The organism is Nocardia sp. NPDC004168 (assembly GCF_040610355.1).
Lineage (GTDB): Bacteria > Actinomycetota > Actinomycetes > Mycobacteriales > Mycobacteriaceae > Nocardia > Nocardia sichangensis.
This window is the reverse complement of sequence record NZ_JBEXME010000005.1, coordinates 1-17107: the sequence shown is the minus strand read 5'-3', so window position 1 is coordinate 17107 and position 17107 is coordinate 1. Positions and strand designations below refer to the sequence as shown.

General features: G+C 65.8%; 18 protein-coding genes. 14 read left to right on the top strand and 4 right to left on the bottom strand.

Features of this window, described 5'->3' with window-relative positions:
- Nucleotides 1-41: 41 nt before the first annotated feature.
- The 10 genes from ABZW96_RS11845 (at nucleotide 42) to ABZW96_RS11800 (ending at nucleotide 10885) form a co-directional block, all read left to right on the top strand.
- Nucleotides 42-1073, top strand: coding sequence for a medium chain dehydrogenase/reductase family protein (locus tag ABZW96_RS11845; protein WP_355073809.1), 1032 nt, complete (start codon nucleotides 42-44; stop codon nucleotides 1071-1073).
- Between the two features lie 340 nt (nucleotides 1074-1413).
- Complete coding sequence (locus tag ABZW96_RS11840; RefSeq protein ID WP_355073807.1) at nucleotides 1414-1719, top strand: hypothetical protein; 306 nt, start codon at nucleotides 1414-1416, stop codon at nucleotides 1717-1719.
- Nucleotides 1720-1795: 76 nt separating this feature from the next.
- The gene (locus ABZW96_RS11835) at nucleotides 1796-2278 is read left to right on the top strand and encodes a nucleoside deaminase (RefSeq protein ID WP_355073805.1); all 483 of its coding nucleotides are present in this window, start codon (nucleotides 1796-1798) and stop codon (nucleotides 2276-2278) included.
- A 72-nt stretch (nucleotides 2279-2350) separates the two neighbouring features.
- A complete protein-coding gene (locus ABZW96_RS11830) occupies nucleotides 2351-2515 on the top strand; it encodes a hypothetical protein (RefSeq protein ID WP_355073804.1) in 165 nt (54 codons plus the stop codon).
- Between the two features lie 520 nt (nucleotides 2516-3035).
- Nucleotides 3036-4436: a hypothetical protein gene (locus tag ABZW96_RS11825; protein WP_355073802.1), complete on the top strand. Its 1401-nt coding sequence runs from the start codon at nucleotides 3036-3038 to the stop codon at nucleotides 4434-4436.
- A gap of 56 nt (nucleotides 4437-4492) precedes the next feature.
- The gene (locus ABZW96_RS11820) at nucleotides 4493-5734 is read left to right on the top strand and encodes a MoxR family ATPase (RefSeq protein ID WP_355073800.1); all 1242 of its coding nucleotides are present in this window, start codon (nucleotides 4493-4495) and stop codon (nucleotides 5732-5734) included.
- The gene (locus tag ABZW96_RS11815) at nucleotides 5731-6969 is read left to right on the top strand and encodes a VWA-like domain-containing protein (RefSeq protein WP_355073799.1); all 1239 of its coding nucleotides are present in this window, start codon (nucleotides 5731-5733) and stop codon (nucleotides 6967-6969) included. The genes ABZW96_RS11820 and ABZW96_RS11815 overlap by 4 nt, the downstream gene beginning before the upstream one ends.
- A 138-nt stretch (nucleotides 6970-7107) precedes the next feature.
- Nucleotides 7108-8598 carry a glyceraldehyde-3-phosphate dehydrogenase gene (locus ABZW96_RS11810; protein ID WP_355073797.1) on the top strand — a complete coding sequence of 497 codons (1491 nt, stop codon included), beginning with the start codon at nucleotides 7108-7110 and terminating at the stop codon, nucleotides 8596-8598.
- A 307-nt stretch (nucleotides 8599-8905) separates the two neighbouring features.
- Nucleotides 8906-10048, top strand: a complete 1143-nt coding sequence (locus ABZW96_RS11805) for an acyl-CoA desaturase (protein WP_355073795.1) — start codon at nucleotides 8906-8908, stop codon at nucleotides 10046-10048.
- Between the two features lie 198 nt (nucleotides 10049-10246).
- Nucleotides 10247-10885, top strand: a complete 639-nt coding sequence (locus ABZW96_RS11800) for a hypothetical protein (protein WP_355073793.1) — start codon at nucleotides 10247-10249, stop codon at nucleotides 10883-10885.
- Between the two features lie 292 nt (nucleotides 10886-11177).
- On the opposite strand, the gene ABZW96_RS11795 is transcribed toward ABZW96_RS11800, so the two are convergent.
- Together ABZW96_RS11795 and ABZW96_RS11790 are read right to left on the bottom strand one after the other, a co-directional pair.
- Entirely contained in the window at nucleotides 11178-11471 is a 294-nt protein-coding gene (locus ABZW96_RS11795) for a hypothetical protein (protein WP_355073792.1), read from the bottom strand.
- A 516-nt stretch (nucleotides 11472-11987) separates the two neighbouring features.
- Nucleotides 11988-12368, bottom strand: a complete 381-nt coding sequence (locus ABZW96_RS11790) for a hypothetical protein (protein ID WP_355073791.1) — start codon at nucleotides 12366-12368, stop codon at nucleotides 11988-11990.
- 17 nt (nucleotides 12369-12385) lie between these two features.
- Here ABZW96_RS11790 and ABZW96_RS11785 point away from each other — a divergent pair, with 17 nt between their 5' ends.
- The gene (locus tag ABZW96_RS11785) at nucleotides 12386-13147 is read left to right on the top strand and encodes a dienelactone hydrolase family protein (RefSeq protein WP_355073789.1); all 762 of its coding nucleotides are present in this window, start codon (nucleotides 12386-12388) and stop codon (nucleotides 13145-13147) included.
- 31 nt (nucleotides 13148-13178) lie between these two features.
- On the opposite strand, the gene ABZW96_RS11780 is transcribed toward ABZW96_RS11785, so the two are convergent.
- Together ABZW96_RS11780 and ABZW96_RS11775 are read right to left on the bottom strand one after the other, a co-directional pair.
- Nucleotides 13179-13724, bottom strand: coding sequence for a hypothetical protein (locus ABZW96_RS11780; protein WP_355073787.1), 546 nt, complete (start codon nucleotides 13722-13724; stop codon nucleotides 13179-13181).
- A gap of 340 nt (nucleotides 13725-14064) precedes the next feature.
- Nucleotides 14065-14460, bottom strand: a complete 396-nt coding sequence (locus tag ABZW96_RS11775) for a YciI family protein (protein WP_355073785.1) — start codon at nucleotides 14458-14460, stop codon at nucleotides 14065-14067.
- A gap of 98 nt (nucleotides 14461-14558) precedes the next feature.
- Between ABZW96_RS11775 and ABZW96_RS11770 the strand changes: the two genes are divergently transcribed.
- From ABZW96_RS11770 to ABZW96_RS11760, 3 genes are read left to right on the top strand one after another with little or no spacing between them, the layout of a single operon-like run.
- On the top strand, nucleotides 14559-15197 hold the full coding sequence (locus tag ABZW96_RS11770) for a VOC family protein (RefSeq protein ID WP_355073783.1): 639 nt from the start codon (nucleotides 14559-14561) through the stop codon (nucleotides 15195-15197).
- Between the two features lie 39 nt (nucleotides 15198-15236).
- Entirely contained in the window at nucleotides 15237-16145 is a 909-nt protein-coding gene (locus tag ABZW96_RS11765) for a VOC family protein (RefSeq protein WP_355073781.1), read from the top strand.
- 3 nt (nucleotides 16146-16148) lie between these two features.
- Nucleotides 16149-17003: an alpha/beta hydrolase gene (locus ABZW96_RS11760; RefSeq protein ID WP_355073779.1), complete on the top strand. Its 855-nt coding sequence runs from the start codon at nucleotides 16149-16151 to the stop codon at nucleotides 17001-17003.
- Nucleotides 17004-17107: the final 104 nt, after the last annotated feature.

Sequence of the window (17107 nt, the reverse complement as noted above, 5' to 3'; positions counted from 1 at the left end):
CCACAGAGTGATTGATCAATCACACACTAGGAGGTTCCGAGATGAGCACACCGAACGTGACAGTTACCGAGATCGTGTTGCCCGGCAGAGTCGAACCGAGCGGACTGCGGGTGCGGCAGCGCGAACTGCCGCCACCCGGTCGGGGGCAGGCGCTGGTGCGGGTAGAGGCCACTGGAGTCTCCTTCGCCGAGCAGCAGATGCGGCGTGGCAAGTACTACGACCAGCCGCCGTTCCCGTTTGTGCCCGGCTACGACTTGGTCGGCGAGGTCGTCGCCGTGGGTTCGGGAGTGGACGCGGCGCTGCGGGGCCGCAGGGTCGCCGCGCTCACCAAGACCGGCGGCTGGCGCAGCCACGTGCTGCTGGACGCCGCCGACTTGGTGCCGGTGCCGGACGGGCTCGACCCGGCAGAAGCGGAGACGCTGGTCGTCAACGGGATCACCGCGTGGCAGATGCTGCACCGGGTCGCCGGAACCCGGCGCGGTGCGACGATTCTGGTGCACGGCGCGAACGGCGGCGTCGGCTCCACGCTGGTGCAGCTGGCCCGCGTGGCCGGTATCGCGGTGATCGGCACCGCGTCGGCCCGCAACGCGGACGCGGTCCGGGCGCTCGGCGCGCAGTGGGTGGACTACCGCGGCGACGTGACCGCCCAGGTCCGGGCGCTGGCGCCGAACGGTGTTGACGCGGTGTTCGACCACGTCGGCGGCCCCGGCATCGTGGACTCCTTCCGGCTGCTCGCGCCCGGTGGCACCCTGGTGTCCTACGGCACCGCGGCTACCCGCGACGTCGAAGGCGATTCCCGGCTTCCCGTGCTGAAACTGCTCGCCCGGCTGCAACTGTGGAACGCGGTGCCGAACAAGCGCAGAGCGCACTTCTTCAATCTGTGGGCGGGCAAGCGCGACGCCGCGGCCTTCCGCGCCCGGATCGCCGAGGACCTCGGGCAGGTGTTCGATCTTGCGGTGGCCGGGTCATTGCGGGGACAGGTCGCCGCACGGTTGCCGCTCACCGAGGTCGCCGAGGCGGTGCGGCTCGCGGAGTCGGGCACGGTGGTCGGCAAGGTTGTGCTGGAACCGTGAACCACGGCTCCCGGACTCTCGATGGTCGCACGGCATGCCCGAAATCATGGAGCTCGTCTCCGATCTCGGGGAGTACCGCGGCAGCGCCGCGCCCGGCAAGCATGCCCACTGAGCTGCTCGGCTTGCGCCTGGCTCGGCAGCCGAGATGGTCGCCACCATATCCGAATGGTCACAGCGATCGGCATTCCGCATCAGGCCGGATATCCCGGGGGTAGCGTCCTTGTCGCAGTGTGCACGTTCTCTCCTGAGCACCAAGCAGTTTCTGCTCGCTACCACTCGGACTGTTCGTCCGGGACGGTTACCGATTCAGACCGCACGGAACCAGGACAAGGAGATCGTCATGAAAGCCACACGCCTCGTTCGTTTGGGTCTTCCCCCGTTCTTCGCCGCCGCGGCGGCGCTTTTGTATTGTCCGCCGACCGCCACGGCGCAGGAGATGTGGAACTACACCTGTTCGTCCCATTCGCCGGTGTGGGAAGGCAGGGTGACCGCTATGGACTGCACGCCGTCCAACGGTGCGCCCGCGAGTGGAGAGATCACGCAGCCGTTCCAGGTGAACGGCGGCGAGGTCATGAACTGCTCGTCCGGATGGGCGCACCTCCCCGACTTGATGGGCAAGGAATGCGGACCGGCGCCGATGCGATAGCTGATCGACCGCGTCGGCGGGTGGACCTTGTCGATTCCGGCAAGGCCCACCCGCTTTCTGCTACCAGGATGGTGCGATGACCATCACTGCCGAGGACCTTTCGCACCTGCGCCGCTGCGTCGAACTCGCCCGGGAGGCGCTCGACGACGGGGACGAGCCGTTCGGCTCGCTCCTGGTCTCGGCCGACGGGGAAGTGCTCTTCGAGGATCGGAACCGGATCAAGGCGGGTGACGCGACACGTCATCCCGAATTCGAGATCTCTCGCTGGTCCGCGGCGCATCTGTCGCCTGACGAGCGCGCCGCGGCCACCGTCTATACCTCCGGCGAGCACTGCCCGATGTGCGCGGCGAGCCACGGATGGGTCGGCCTCGGCCGGATCGTGTACGCCGTGTCGTCCGGTCAATTGGTGTCCTGGCTGGCGGAATGGGGTGTCCCGCGTGCCCCGGTCGCGGCGCTGCCGATCACCGAGGTCGTGCCGGACGCCATGGTCGACGGACCGGTCGCCGAACTCACCGACGCGATCGAGGCACTCCACCGTGCGCACGCTTTCCGCAGCTGAAGCGGCGCCACTCAGCCGCAATGGTGTTCAGTTCTCGGCGGTGACGGGACTCCGGTCCAGAATGGTCCTGCTGTGCCGTTCGACGGTTCGGACGACGGCGTGTCCACCGCCAAGGTCTCCCCGGACGAGCGCAGTCTGTACGCGACCACCTTGTTGCCTAGACAGTTGGTGCGCTTCGGCATTCACACCGACGGCCCCCTGTCGGTGGTCGAACAGCGTATATCGGCACCGGCGTGAATCCGATCTTCCCCACCATCACACCGGACGGGCGGGCACGGTCGTTGCCGACGACCGGACGTGACCTCGGTGCCCGGTCGCTGAGTTGTCGGAGCACGAAGGCGACGGTCGTTCCGAGCGGCATAGCTCTCGCGCGGATTCAGGAGAGGTTCGCCGGCTCCTCGTCGATGAGGTGGTGGCCGCACTCGAAACCTCCCGTTCCCGAATCACATTCGCCGATTCATTCGGTAGGCGGTTGCCGTACGGCTCGAGTGGCGCATCCGGGGCGACTGGATCTGCTGGTGCAGTCGTCCCCGGGCGATGCCGCAGGGGGATGTGGCGTCGATGTATCACCGGAAAATAGCTGATCATCAACTGCACCAACCGGTCTGGCGGGTGCTTGTGGGGGTGGAAGCGGTTCGGCGAAGCTGCCGCCGAGCCCCTTCGGCTGGCCGGTGGCGGTTCGGGAGGTTATGATCAACGCGATGATGACTCCATCTGTTCAAAGATTGGGGGTTCCGTTCGCACAAGGTGAGTGCTGATGCTCACTCACATCGCGAACGAGGACGACTCCCGCCTTTCCTTCTGGCTGCGTGTGCGTGAATTCGCCGTGCCGCCCTCCATGATCGAGACTGCTACCGCCCGCCGTCGCGTGGGGGACTGGGCGGGCGCGTGTGCCGCGGCAGGCTTCGATGTCGATTTCACTGTGCGGTCGGTGGCGCGTAGCCACGGGCACGAACTCGCGGCTCGAATCCGGGCCGATCTCCGCCATCTGGCTCCTGACCTGTTGCGCTGGCATCTGCCGAGAGTCGCTCCGGACGGGTTGTTGCGGCCGGGTCTGACCATCGCCTTGGCGCGGTACGACACGGCACCGGACCAGCGCGGCGGCGCACGCCCCATGCACCTTGTCGTTCGGACCGCGCCGGCTTGGGCGGACGCCGGTCAGCGGATCAGTCTCGCGCTGTGGGACGGATCCGCCGCCGGAACCGGCGCCAGGCTCCATCCGCCTCCTCGCCCACATCGGCGTTTTCGCCTGGATCTCCATCGCCATTTGTGGGACGCGCGCAGAGTGGGCGAGCTGCGCACACGGTCCGGGGCCGAGCGGCACGCGGATACTTGCGCGATGCCGGCCGCCGAACTGCTCGCCGCGGTGCCGCAGGTCCGCCGCTGCGCCGTTGACCGCTGGGCGGCCGAGGCGGAGATGCTGCGCCACGCCGAGGGACGGCGTAGCGGTACTTTCGTGGTGCGGCTCGGGGCCAGGCAACGGTTGGTTCTGGACTTGGACGGCAACGGTTCTGGGCCGCCCATGGTGCGGATCGCGTCGAGATACCCGGTTGGCGGCGTCTCCGCGCTGCCCGTCCTGCCCGACGCGGCGACCTGGGTGCTGCCCGATCTGGAACTGCTTCGTGCCGGCGCGATAGCGGCCGATCGGCTGCACCCGCTGGTCGCATCGGCACTGGTACCCGACTACTCACCGAACGATGTGCCCCGCGTCCCGGACCGCGCAGGTCAACCGCGCCTGGTGCAGTGCAGGGGAGAACAGCACAGGATCGGGCTGGTCGACGGGGTCCTGGCCGCGCTGGACCACGACCAGGTCGAGATCCGGCGGGAGGAACTGCTGGTCGCCCTGAACGGCACTCCGCTGCCTTGCCTGCAGGCCATCGATGAGACGCACCGCCATCCGGACTGTCTGGTCGGCGTCCGCGAGCGTTTGGACCATGGCGACACCGCCGGCGCGCTGGCCATCGTAGCGGGACTGCTCGGTCCCGACGCGGTACTGCGCGACGGTGCTCTGCGCGACGAACTGGAAACCTTCGCGCGACAACGAATTACCTATGGACTGTTCAAGGCGGGCCTGTCCGAGCCAGGGATCGGGCGCGTTCCTCCGATGCGCCGTCCACGCGACCGCCGCGCGCACCCCCGCAACGCGACCTCGCGCTGACCCGGCGACCTCGCCGCACATCCACTCGACAACGCAACCCCTTCAGGTGATCACACATGCTTACTGCTGTCCGTACGGCCGCCGATCCGGCCCGCCCCGCCCAACTCGATGTGGCCGACGAGTTGCTGAGTCTGCTCCGCGAGGTAACCACCGAACCGCGCCCCGATAACCAACTGGAGGCCTTGGCGCTGGCCGTGGCCGCCGACCTGCCGGTTCTCCTATGGGGTGAACCAGGGATCGGGAAGACCGCGGCCCTGACCCAGCTCGCCGCCGACCTGGACCTTCCGCTGACCACGGTGATCGCGAGTGTCCATGAGCCGTCGGACTTTTCGGGCCTGCCCATCATCGGGGACGATCCCGCGGAACACGGAGTCCCGATGGCTCCGGCGGATTGGGCCGTACGGCTCGTCCGGACCGGGCGCGGACTGCTGTTTCTGGACGAACTGTCCACCGCCCCGCCTGCCGTGCAAGCCGCCCTGCTCCGTCTGGTCCTGGAGCGGCGGATCGGCACCGTGCAACTGCCGCCCGGTGTTCGGATCGTCGCCGCGGCCAATCCGCGATCCTCGGCGGCCGATGGCTGGGAACTCAGCCCGCCGCTGGCCAACCGGTTCGTGCATCTGCAATGGACCCACGATAACGATGTGGTCGTTCGCGGCCTCGGCGGGACCTGGCCCCACGCGACACTACCGCGGCTGGCCTCCGAAAAATTGGGCGAGGCTGTGGCTTTCGCGCGCCGAGCGGTGTGTGCGCTCCTGGCGGCTCGTCCCGCTCTCGTGCATCAACTCCCCAGCACCGAAACCCGCCGAGGCGGTCCCTGGCCGTCGCCTCGAAGCTGGGAGATGACATTGCGGCTGATCGCCTTCGCCACCGCGGCCGGTTCATCCCGGGATGTGCTTTCCCAGCTGGTCCGAGGCACTGTTGGCGACGGGCCGGGCTTCGAGCTGCTGGCGAGCTTGGACCGGATGGACCTCCCGGACCCGGAAGTACTGCTCGCCGACCCGGCGGGAGCCGTCCTGCCCGAGCGGGGGGATCTGCGGCAGGCTGTGCTCGACGGCGTTGTGGCTGCGGTCCGCAAACGGCCGGAGAAATCCCGCTGGGATGCGGCATGGGCGCTTCTGGTCAAGGCTTCGGAAACCGGGGCGCCGGATCTGATCGTCGTTCCCGCAACCACTCTCGCCACGCTGCGCCAGGACGACTGGGACGTGCCCGCGGCCATCGAGGAACTCGCCGGAGTGGTATCGGTGTCCACGGAAGCGGATCGGGCAGCGGGCCGTGGCGCGGCGAAGGCAGGCCGATGACCGCGACCGCGCTGCGGACGCTGAACCGCGACAAACTCTTCGCCGCCCGATTGCACGCCGCCAGGGTCCGGCCCTACCTGGCGACCGCTCTGTTCGCGCTGTGCGTCGTCGAATCGCGCCGAGTACCGACGATGGGTGTCGACCGGCACTGGCGCTGCTACGTGTCGCCTGCGTTCGTGGACCGGACTTCGGTAGCGGATCTGGCCGGGGTGTGGGTGCACGAGGTGTCGCATCTGCTGCGCGACCATCACGGTCGCAGTGACCGCTTCGCCCGGCAACACGACTTGACCGGCCCGGCGGAACGACTGCGGATGAACATCGCCGCGGACTGCGAAATCAACGACGACGCATTCGGCGACGGGCTGACCCGCCCCGATGACGCTGTCACGCCCGAGTCGTTGGGGTTGCCCGAGGGGGAGCTCATGGAGGACTACCTGCGCAAGTTCCGGCTCGGACCCACTACGCAGGGCATAGCGTGGCTCGACTGCGGCAGCGGCGCAGACGGATTGGAACGCGAATGGGAACTCGGGCCCGACGGTGCGGACGGACTCAGCGAACACGAACGAGACGCCGTCCGATTCCGGGTGGCGCAGGGCATCATCGGCCGTCCGGGGAACGCCTCGAAAGGGTGGCGGCGCTGGGCGGAAGAGGCGTTCCATCCGCCGCAACCATGGCGGGATCTGCTGGGAGCGGCTCTCCGCTCCGCGGTCTGCGTCGCCGGTGCGGGTGCGGACTACACCTATGGCCGGCCGGCACGGCGCTCGGCGGGGGTGCCCGGCGTAGTGCTGCCGAGTCTGCGGCGAACGCCGCCTCGGGTCTCGGTGCTCATCGACACCTCGGGGTCGGTCAGTGATACGGAACTGGGCAGCGCGCTGCTCGAGGTGGCCGCCATCGCCCGTGCCGTGGGCGGCCGCCGCGACCTGGTCACCGTGCTGCCGTGCGACGCGGCGGCGAGGATCGTGCATCCCTTGTGCCGTGCCGAGCGGATACCACTGGTGGGCGGCGGCGGCACTGACCTGCGCACGGGCATCGCCAAGGCGATACGAGCCCACCCCCGCCCGGATGTCCTCGTGGTGCTGACCGACGGCCAGACACCCTGGCCGACCACACGGCCGCCGTGCCGGACGGTGGTAGGGCTGTTCCGTCGGCAGCACGCCGCTTCGTGGCGCGAAAACGACCCCGATTACGTTCCGGACGCGCCTCCCGCATGGGCCCGAGTAGTCGATATCGGATAGGCCGCCCGCCGCTCGGACGATGGTGCTCGCTCGGGGTCGCCACCTGGCGATCTCACGAGGGGGGATCCGGCCTCGGTGAAATCGGGGCCCTGATTAGCATCGATACGCGTGTAAATCGAGGAGATCCGAGGACCTACGTTGACTACCGAACAACTCGACCGCTGGAACGCCCAGGAAGCCGCCGCCGAGGCAATGATTCCCATCATCGGCACGTTGTATCGGGGCAAGGGCGTGACGATCCTGCTGCACAGCCGGTCGCTGGTGAACAAGTCGGTGATCAGCATCCTGCGGACGCACCGCTTTGCGCGGCAGATCGAAGGCGAGGAGTTGTCGGTGGACGAGACTCTTCCCTTCCTGCGAGTGCTCAGTGAACTGGATCTCGGGCCCTGCAAGATCGATCTCGGTCAGTTGGTCATGACCTATCGCGCCGACGATCGCGGACTGTCGATCCGCGAGTTCACCGCGGCGGTGCTGGCCGAGGTGACCAACGGCAACAAGGCTCTGTCCCCGGGCCCGAGGGATGTCGTCCTCTATGGCTTCGGCCGCATCGGTCGCCTGGTCGCTCGCCTGCTCATCGAGAAGGCCGGATCCGGCAACGGGCTGAACCTGCGTGCCGTGGTGGTGCGCAAGGGAGGCGACGACGATCTGAGCAAGCGAGCGTCGCTGCTTCGCAGGGATTCGGTGCACGGCGCATTCAACGGCACGATCAAGGTCGATACCGGCAACGACACGATCACCGCGAACGGGAACACGATCAAGTTCATCTACAGCGATGATCCGACGACGATCGACTACACCGAGTACAGGATAACGAACGCGATCCTGATCGACAACACGGGCAGGTGGCGTGATCGGGACGGGCTGTCGCAGCATCTGCGCCCCGGCATCGCGAAAGTCGTTCTCACCGCGCCCGGTAAGGGCGATATCCCGAATATCGTGCACGGCGTGAACCATCGCGGCCTGGACCTGTCGCAGCAAATCTTCTCGTGCGCCTCGTGCACGACCAACGCGATCGTTCCGCCGCTCAAGGCCATGGACGACGAGTACGGCATCATCCGCGGGCACGTGGAGACGGTTCATTCGTTCACCAACGACCAGAACTTGCTGGACAACTATCACAAGGCGGACCGGCGCGGTCGTTCCGCGCCGTTCAATCTCGTGCTCACCGAAACGGGTGCCGCGTCCGCGGTCGCGAAGGCTATGCCGGATTTCAAGGCCAAGATCACCGGCAACTCGATTCGTGTTCCCACCCCCGACGTTTCGGTCGCGATTCTGAACCTGCAGCTTCAGCGGGAGACGACGAAGAGCGATGTGCTCGCTTACTTGCGCGGGGTTTCGCTCGCCGGGCCGTTGAGCCGAAACCTCGATTACACCGCCGCCACGGACGTGGTTTCCAGCGATTTCATCGGATCGCGCGCAGCGTCGATCATCGATGCCAATGCCACGATTGTCGAGGGTGACACCGCGATTCTCTATGTCTGGTACGACAACGAATTCGGCTACTCGTGCCAGGTGGTGCGGACGGTGCAGTACATCTCGGGCATCGAGTACCCGACCTATCCTCAGGCCGGCGCGCGGCTGGATGGCACCGCCGACGCCCGCGTGCTGACTGCGACCGACGCTCGGTAACTCGCACAGCCGAGATATTGGTCGGCAACCGGCCGAGCAGCGCGACGGACATATGTCTCGCGCTCGCCGATGTCTGTGCAACCCGATCGTCACGCGGATGTGTCGTCGATCGGCACATCCGTTCACCTCGCGGTGGTCTCCTCGCGCGACTCTGTTCCCGAGCCAGGCGAGTCTTCCGCGCTGACTTCCGATAGCCTGCTGTCGTCGACGCCGGGTATGGAAGGACAACGGTCCGAGCCCGGAAACCAACAGTGACAACAGGATGTGCAGGCAATCCGTGGTTCTCGAAGGTTCTACCGGTCGGACGATGCCGACATCCTCCGTCACGACAACCGCGCTCGCGGACTATGACCCGATCGATCCGGACGGACAGCAAGCAGCGCCGGTTGCTTCGTCGCTGACCGCCGAGACCAAGGAAAACCGACCGGCGCGTGGCAGCGAGTATGCGGTGTTGCTGCGTCGAGTGCGCCAAGCCGGGCTACTGGATCGGCGGTTGCGGTATTACGTCTGGAAGAGTGCGGTCACCGCGGTGGCGTTCGCTGCCGGGTGGGCGGCGTTCGTCATGGTCGGCGACTCGTGGCGGCAGCTGGTGGTTGCCGCGTTCTTGGCAGTGGTATTCGCGCAGTTCGCGTTCCTCGGTCATGATGCCGGGCACCGACAGATCTTCGCCGGTCGGCAGGCCAACTACTTGTTCGGTGTGATCGCGGGCAATCTCGGCATCGGGGTGAGCATCGGCTGGTGGGTCAGTAATCACAACCGCCACCACGCTCACCCCAACACCGAGGGTTCGGATCCGGACGTGATGGGGGTGCTGGCCCATTCCGGCGATCGAGCACGGACCGGCAAAGGCATCCGGCGGTTGATTTTCCGCTATCAAGCCTGGCTGTTCTTTCCGATGTTGTTGCTCGAGGCCGGCAGTCTGCACTATGCGAGTGTCCGGGCGGTGCTGCGCTGGGCGATACCCAACCGCGTCTGGGAGGCCGCGCTGCTGGCCGCGCATGCCGCCGGGTATCTCGCCGCGGTCTTCCTGGTCTTGTCGCCGGGTAAAGCGGTCGTCTTCATCGCTGTGCACCAGGGCCTGTTCGGGTTCTATATGGGCTGCACTTTCGCGCCCAACCACAAGGGGATGGAGGTACTGGCCGAAGGCGAGTCGGCAGACTTTCTGCGTCGGCAGGTGCTCACGTCCCGCAATGTCCGCGGCGGCCGAGTCGTCGACGCCGCCTTCGGCGGACTGAATTACCAGATCGAGCACCACCTGTTCCCGTCCATGCCGCGGCCCAACCTGCGCCGGGCCAAGCCGATGGTCGAACAGTTCTGCGTCGAACTCGAGGTGCCCTACTGCGAGACCAGCGTCCTGGACTCCTACCGCCAAGCGCTGAGCCACCTCCACGCCGTCGGCCGACTCGCCGGCCCGCAATCTTCTGCGGTAGCCGACAGTCGACCCGACTGACTTCTCACCTCAGCTGAACCATTACAGCGCTATCTACCGGCTTCTGGCCTGGTCAGCTCGTTCCGCTGCACAGCAGGACACTCGGACTCGATCCTGTCAGCGGACCCGAGCACCTTTCGCCCGCTCGGCGTGACATTTCCGCGACCATTTCGTAATGTATCGGTGACCTATTCTCGACTGTAATCGGTAGCCGACATCATGCCTGGTCAACACCGTAAACGGACCGCAGCCCGGAAGCTCAGTGCCCTGGCCGTATGCGGCATCGCCGCAGCCCTCGCCGTCGTGTTGTGGGCGGTATCGCGACCGGGCCTGGAGGCTCGGCATGCCGCAGCGGCCGATTCGCCGCCGTCGGCCGCCGTCGCGCCGCCGACCAGCGTGCCGTCGATCACTCGGCCGACAGCGGCGGCGTCCGCGGCCGAGCAACCACCACCGTCGGCCAGGGAGGCTGTGCAGCACCTGCCACCACCGCCTCCCCCTGTACCGTGCTCGACCGAACTCGCAGGCACGCGGCCGCACGTGGCGCAGGTGGGCAACCTACTCAAGAAGACGTTCGCCGTCGCCGACATCGGCGGCGCCATCGGCCGTAGCGACGGCGACCACGGCGCAGGCTTGGCACTCGATCTCATGACACCCGATTCCGCGCGGGGCGACGCGATCGCCGAATACGTGCTGGCCAATCAGCAGCGTTTCGGTGTGACCTACGTGATCTGGCGGCAGCGGTACAACGATGGCAGCGGTTGGTCCTATCTGGAAGACCGCGGGAGCCCGACCGCCAATCACTACGACCATGTGCATGTGTCGTTCGACAAGGCCGCCCAGGGAGACGTAGCCTGCTGAACTTCATTCGGTGGGTGGCCCGAAAAAAGTTCGTGCCGTCCGGCGACTTCGCCGGACGGCACGAACCTGTGTTCAAGGAAGCTCAGCGCTCGCAGCACTGGGAGCTGTCTCCCTAGCGGGCAAACGGAATCTTGGGGTCCACCCGCCGCATCTGCTTCCATGCGGCGAATCGACTAGTTCAGCTGTAGCGAATTCACCGCTGTAGTGCGGGCCGCGGGGTGGAGCGGAGCGGCGCAGGGAAGTCCGGCCCCGAAGGGGCAGACGGACGATGCGGTGATCTACCGAGACCGGATCAGGAGGCGGGCTTGGGCTGGGTCAGGTCCCGGATGCCGGTGATCGCATCGATGACGTTGACGACGGCGGAGGTGCCCCCGTCGAGGGCCGAGCTGCCGGAGTCCAGCATGGCGGAACCGGAGGACGAGCCGGCCGAACCAGTGGACGAGCCACCGTCGGCCGAACCCGAGGCCAGGCCCGCGGAACCGGTGCCGGCGGCGGAGTGGGCGGCGGAGGCCACCGCGACCGGGCCGAAGAACAGGGCAGCGGCGGAGACGGTGCTGGCGGCGAGAAGGGCCTTACGAGAGAACATCTACGGAGCTTCCTTTCACAGTGGGATAACGACGCCATCACGGGCGCACCGGCAACGTTAAGAAAAAGAAATCTACAAATCCACTTCTATTGCTGTGGTAATCATCACCGTTAATAGTTGGCTAACTGAATATTTTGCCGAGGTAACACAAATTGATCTTCATCCCCCGGTGAAGTCGATGATCAAATCGAATCGATTTCTCGACACCCCGCGTATCAACGTGCGGCGGAGTCGATCTCGCGGTGCGCTTCCATTCTGTTCGGCGTGAGTCGAGCCGACGGCACACTCGGCGCCACTCACCTGTGTCGTCCGGTTTGACCTGCTAGGGGACGGGTCGCACTGTGGTATGTCGGTACAATTTCGCATCCGATGCACGTCCTGCGGCGGCTCTCCCGGGCCCAACCGATGCATTCGACTACCGAACGCCCCTCAGGTCGATCCATCCAAGTGGAAGCATGCTCTCCGGTTTCGGTCGACTATTGCGCAAATCTGCGGATCCTCGGCGTCGTGATCGCTTTATGGCGCAGAAATAAACACGTCTTCTGCAAATATGCAGACAATGCATGAGCCTGGACGGACTGTTGTTGAAGATGAAGTCGGCGACTGCATCCCGTTACGGACCTGCCGGATGTGCTGGCTGGTGCCGCTGAGACCGCCCTGGGGCTTGGTGTCGACGTGATAGACGAGCATGCCGCCTGCGCTGAGGCCGCACAGCATGATCGGCCGGTTGTCCCGGTCGTGTGCGGTGCGGTCGACGAGAAGGTTGACCCAGTCGTCGATGATCGGGTTCGCGTCGGGCTCGACCGCTCCCGCCCCTGTCTCGGCTCGATGCTCCGACGACCGGTAGTCGAGTCGAATCGGCTGATCTTGAATGGGGTATGTTCGAAAGGCTGGCATGGCAGGAGGATTCGAGGGTGACCGCAGTGAACGGTATGTCGGTCGACGTCCGGACATCCGACGGTGTCGCTGACTCGTATGTCGCCTACCCCGACGATGGCGCCGCCCATCCGGGAGTGCTCGTGATTCAGGACGGTTTCGGACTGCGGCCCAGCCTGCGATCACTGGCCGATCGGATTGCCGCCCATGGCTACACCGTTCTGTTGCCGAACGCCTATTACCGGCACGGGCGTGCGCCTGTGATCGAGCTGCCGGACTTCATCGACCCGGGGGAGCGGCCGGAGATCTTCCAACAGGTCTTCCCGATGATCCGCGAGCTGACCCCGGAGCTCCTGCGTTCGGATGTCGGCGCATATCTCGAGTGGCTGGCAGCGTCGCCGCAGGTCATAGCGGGAAAGGTCGGCGTCACGGGTTACTGCATGGGTGCGCGGCTGGCGGTGCTGACCGCCGCCATGTTCCCCGATCGGGTTGCGGCGGTGGCAGGATTCCACGGCGGACCGCTGGTGACCGACACCCCGGACAGTCCGCATCTCACCCTCGGAAACGTCACGGCGGAACTGTATTTCGCCCACGCGGGCGAGGATCACCACATGACTCCGGAACATATCGCCCTGTTCGACAAGGCGCTGGATGCCGCCGGTGTCCGCCACCGCACCGAGGTCTACGAGGGTGCCCACCACGGCTACACCCAGGCCGATACCTCCGCACACGACCCCGAGGCCGATGAACGGCACTACCGCGAACTGCTGGCCCTGTTCGACCGCAATTTGCGCCAGTAGCCGGGCTCGGCCGACCTCGCGGAAGCAGCTGTCAGGTCGGCGGCGCGTGTCGGATGCCCCGCCACCCTAGCGGGAATCGGACCCCGGAGGCCTGGACGTCGTGAATCAGCTGCGCGTAGCCTTCGCAGACTTCACCGAGATGAAACCATGCCTCGTGCCGCACGTCGTTGTCATCGACGTGTAGCACCGTCCACCACGCGTTGGCATAGATCTTTGCGATATGGCTGATCACCTCTCCCAGGGAATGGGTGTGCCTGCGCGCTCCGGGGGCTCTCGGAACATGGACGAACGCCCACGAATCGATCTCGCTGACGATCTCGGCAATGTCGATGTGGACGCGGGCTTCATCGAATTCGGCGGGAAGACGCGTTCGATTCAGGCGCACTGGGATCAGTGCCGCGTGCAGATCGCCCAACTCCCTAGCCCACTCGATCAGCGATGATCCTTGCGTAAGGTGACCAGCGATCGCCGCCAATAACTGATCGGGCCCGAGCAACGGTGCTTTTTCTTCCTCCGGATCGCCGTCGTCGCGCGGCCGGAGTGGTTCGGCTCGGGAGCAGAAGACCGTGGCGGTCATCGTCGCACCTCATACCGAGGCGCGATGGAGGTCGGTGCGGTTTCTTCGGCAAGGTGAACCGCGTGGCGGAGTCTCTGACCATGAGCTGCGCCGGAGGTGAATTCGACGCGTTCGTCCAAGCGTCCCACTGGAGTTCCTTCAACCGGGTTTTGCCGTTGCTGTCGATGGCGGTCGTCGCCGATGACCAGTGCGGACGGTGGAGATCTGCCACACCTTGATACCTGATCGACCATTGTCCGCAGAGTGTATACACTATGACATCAGGAAATGCGCTCGTCAACGGTTCTATGCCTGAAGGCGGTGGGAGTGCGACGAGATGCGAGCTCGAAGGGGTCCCCGCTCAATGCCATTCGTAGGTGCCGCGGCCGAGTGACAGGCGCATCGAAACGCTGCCCTCGTTGAGGCGCCACCGATGAACGACGAAGCTGCGCAGACCCGCCGTGACGAACGGATCCGCTGACGCGATGGCGGTTGCGTCGGCTTCGTCGGAGGCGCGCAAGACCGTGACGCCCGATCCCGGACCGGCGCCGGGGCCGCTGACGAGGGGGCCCGACAGGAAGACGACGCCGCGTTCCTCGAGGTCCAGCAGCCAGGCTATGTGCGCGGGGGCGAGGGCGGCGATGTCCTCGGAGGTCGTCCCGGCCGAAGGGGTGGAGGTCACCATCCAGTAGTCCCGGCCCAGGAGCAGTGAGGGGTCGGGGGCGTCGCGATCGGTGGCGGGAGGCAACAAACTCATCGCATAACTGTATGCAATTTCCGCGCGACAGCAACATCCGGAAGAGCCTTGACAGTAAAAGTGCATACACATTACGGTCGGACGCGTAGCGAACAGGAGTGACGCCACCTGCGGACTCCTCGGCCGGGCCGTTCCAGGAGCACTCGATCGACCAGCACATGACCCGGCCGCCACCACGGGAAGGAAGATTCACCATGCCGATCGCTGAACTCGGTCATTTCGGAGTTTTCTGCGATGACCTGGAAGCCAGTACAGCGTTCTACCGCGACGTCCTCGGACTGACGGTCACCGACGAGGACCTGAATCTGGGCATGCGGTTCTTCAGTGCCCGGCCGAACTTCGAACACCACGAGTTCCAGCTCGTCGAAGGCCGGACCGTGGCGCGCGCCGACGAGAACACCAAACTGATTCAGCAGGTCTCGTTCCGGGTCAATCATCTGACCGAGTTGATCGAGTTCCACCGCAGATTCATCGAGCACGATGTCGACTTCGACATGATCGTGACGCACGGCAACGCGTTCGGCATCTATTTCTTCGATCCCGAGGGCAACCGTTGCGAGGTGTACTGGCAGACCGGACTGCCCGCCCGCCAGCCATTCCTGGCAGCGATCGACCTCACCGAACCGATCGAGAAACTGCTGGCCGACAACGCGGCGCTGGTAGCTCGGTACGGGGAGACCGGCTATCTGCAGCCGGGGCTGGTGAAGAACCTCATCCCGGACGCGATCGACTCCTGACACCGTGCGTTCGGCAAGTTTCCACAGGAGAGAACACCCATGATCACGCTGACCGACATCGCCTATGTGCGGTCAGGAGTCGCCGATCTCAGGACCGCCGTCGACTTCGCGACCCGCATCGTCGGTCTCGAACTCGCCGGTGAGACCGAACCAGGGGTCGCACACCTTCGCGCCGACTCCCGCCACCACTGTCTGGCTTTGGTCGAGGGGGTGTCGGGGGTTCTGGCCTCCGGGTTCACCGTCGCCGACATGGATGCGCTGGAGGCTGCCGAGAACGAACTCGAGCACGCCGGTTTCGCTGTGCGGCGCGGGTCGAGGCAAGAGGCTCGCTCGCGACGCGTGGCCGAGTTCATCGGCTTCGACGATCCCTTCGGCAATCGCATCGAGCTGGTCAGCCAACAGGAGACGATCACCCGCCCCGTCGCTTTCGCTCGGCCGGCAGGCATCACGGAGTTCGGGCACCTCTGCCTCGACGCACCGGATGTGCACGAGGCCTACCGGTTCTGGAACGGGCACTTCAACGCCCGCGTGTCGGATTGGATCGGCGACGCCGCGTGCCTGATGCGGATCGATCCCGTCCACCACAAGCTCGCCGTATTCCAGGGCGAGAGCGCTGGTCTGTGCCACATGAACTTTCAGGTGGAGTCCATCGACGACGTCTTCCGTTCCTGGCACTTCCTGCGGGAACGCGAAGTCCAGATCGAAATGGGCCCTGGTCGCCACCCGCAGTCGACAGCGGTGTTCCTCTACTTTCTCGGTCCCGAAGGCTTCACCTACGAATACTCGTTCGGGGTGCGTCGCATCGAGGACGACGCGGCTTGGCGACCGCGCATGTTCGATCCGGATGAACCCGGCTCGATCGACATGTGGCTGGGTCCGGTCAAGCGGGTCTCCACGCAGCACGCGGCCTCGATGGCCGGAACCCGACCCGCCCCGACGAGGAGTTAGCAAGTGGCCGTCATCACCAGCGATCATCCGACCGCATCGATACGCGAAGTCGATGGGGTGCGCACCGCTGTCATCGACACCGGGGAGCCCGCAGGCGAGAGCGCGCAGCCGCCGCTGCTGCTCCTGCACGGATCCGGTCCCGGTGTGAGCGCCGCGGCCAACTGGCGACCCGTGCTGCCGTCCCTGTCGCAGAGCCGGCGCGTCATCGCCCCCGATCAGTTGGGCTTCGGTGGCACAGCCACCGGTGCGGCGCGCACGTGGGGCCGACAGGCGTGGACCCGGCACGCACTCGCGCTCATGGACGAACTCGGCATCGAGACCTACGACATCATCGGCAACTCGATGGGCGGGGCAATCGCCTTATCACTCGCGGCTGAGCGTCCGCAGGCCGTTAGTCGACTCGTCCTCATGGGCTCGATGGGTGTCGCGATGGCGCTACCGCAAGGGCTCGACACCGTCTGGAACTACCGGCCAGGAATCGAGAACATGCGCGAGATCATCGGGCTGTTCGCCTACGACCGGGGGCTGATCACCGATCAGCTGGTCGAGATGCGATACGGGGCAAGTGTCGAGCCCGCCGTCGCGAAATCGTGGGAAGCGATGTTTCCCGAACCGCGCCAACGCTGGGTCGACGACCTGGCCCTGTCCGGTGCCGAGTTGACCCGGGTGGCACAGCCGACCCTCATGATTCACGGGCGAGACGACCGGGTGGTGCCGTGGAAGGAATCCTCGGGGGCGTTGCTGGAACTTCTTCCTGACGTCCGGCTGCACGTGCTCGGCAACTGCGGCCACTGGACCATGATCGAGAAGACCGCCGAGTTCCTCGGCGTCGTGGAACCGTTCCTGTCCGATGCCTGACCTCGCTCAATGTGGCTTTCTGTGGGGAAGTCATCGATGGAAGAAGGAGTTCCGATGTTGAGCACTATGCAGGACGAGCCGTTGTCGTTGGCGACGTTGCTGCG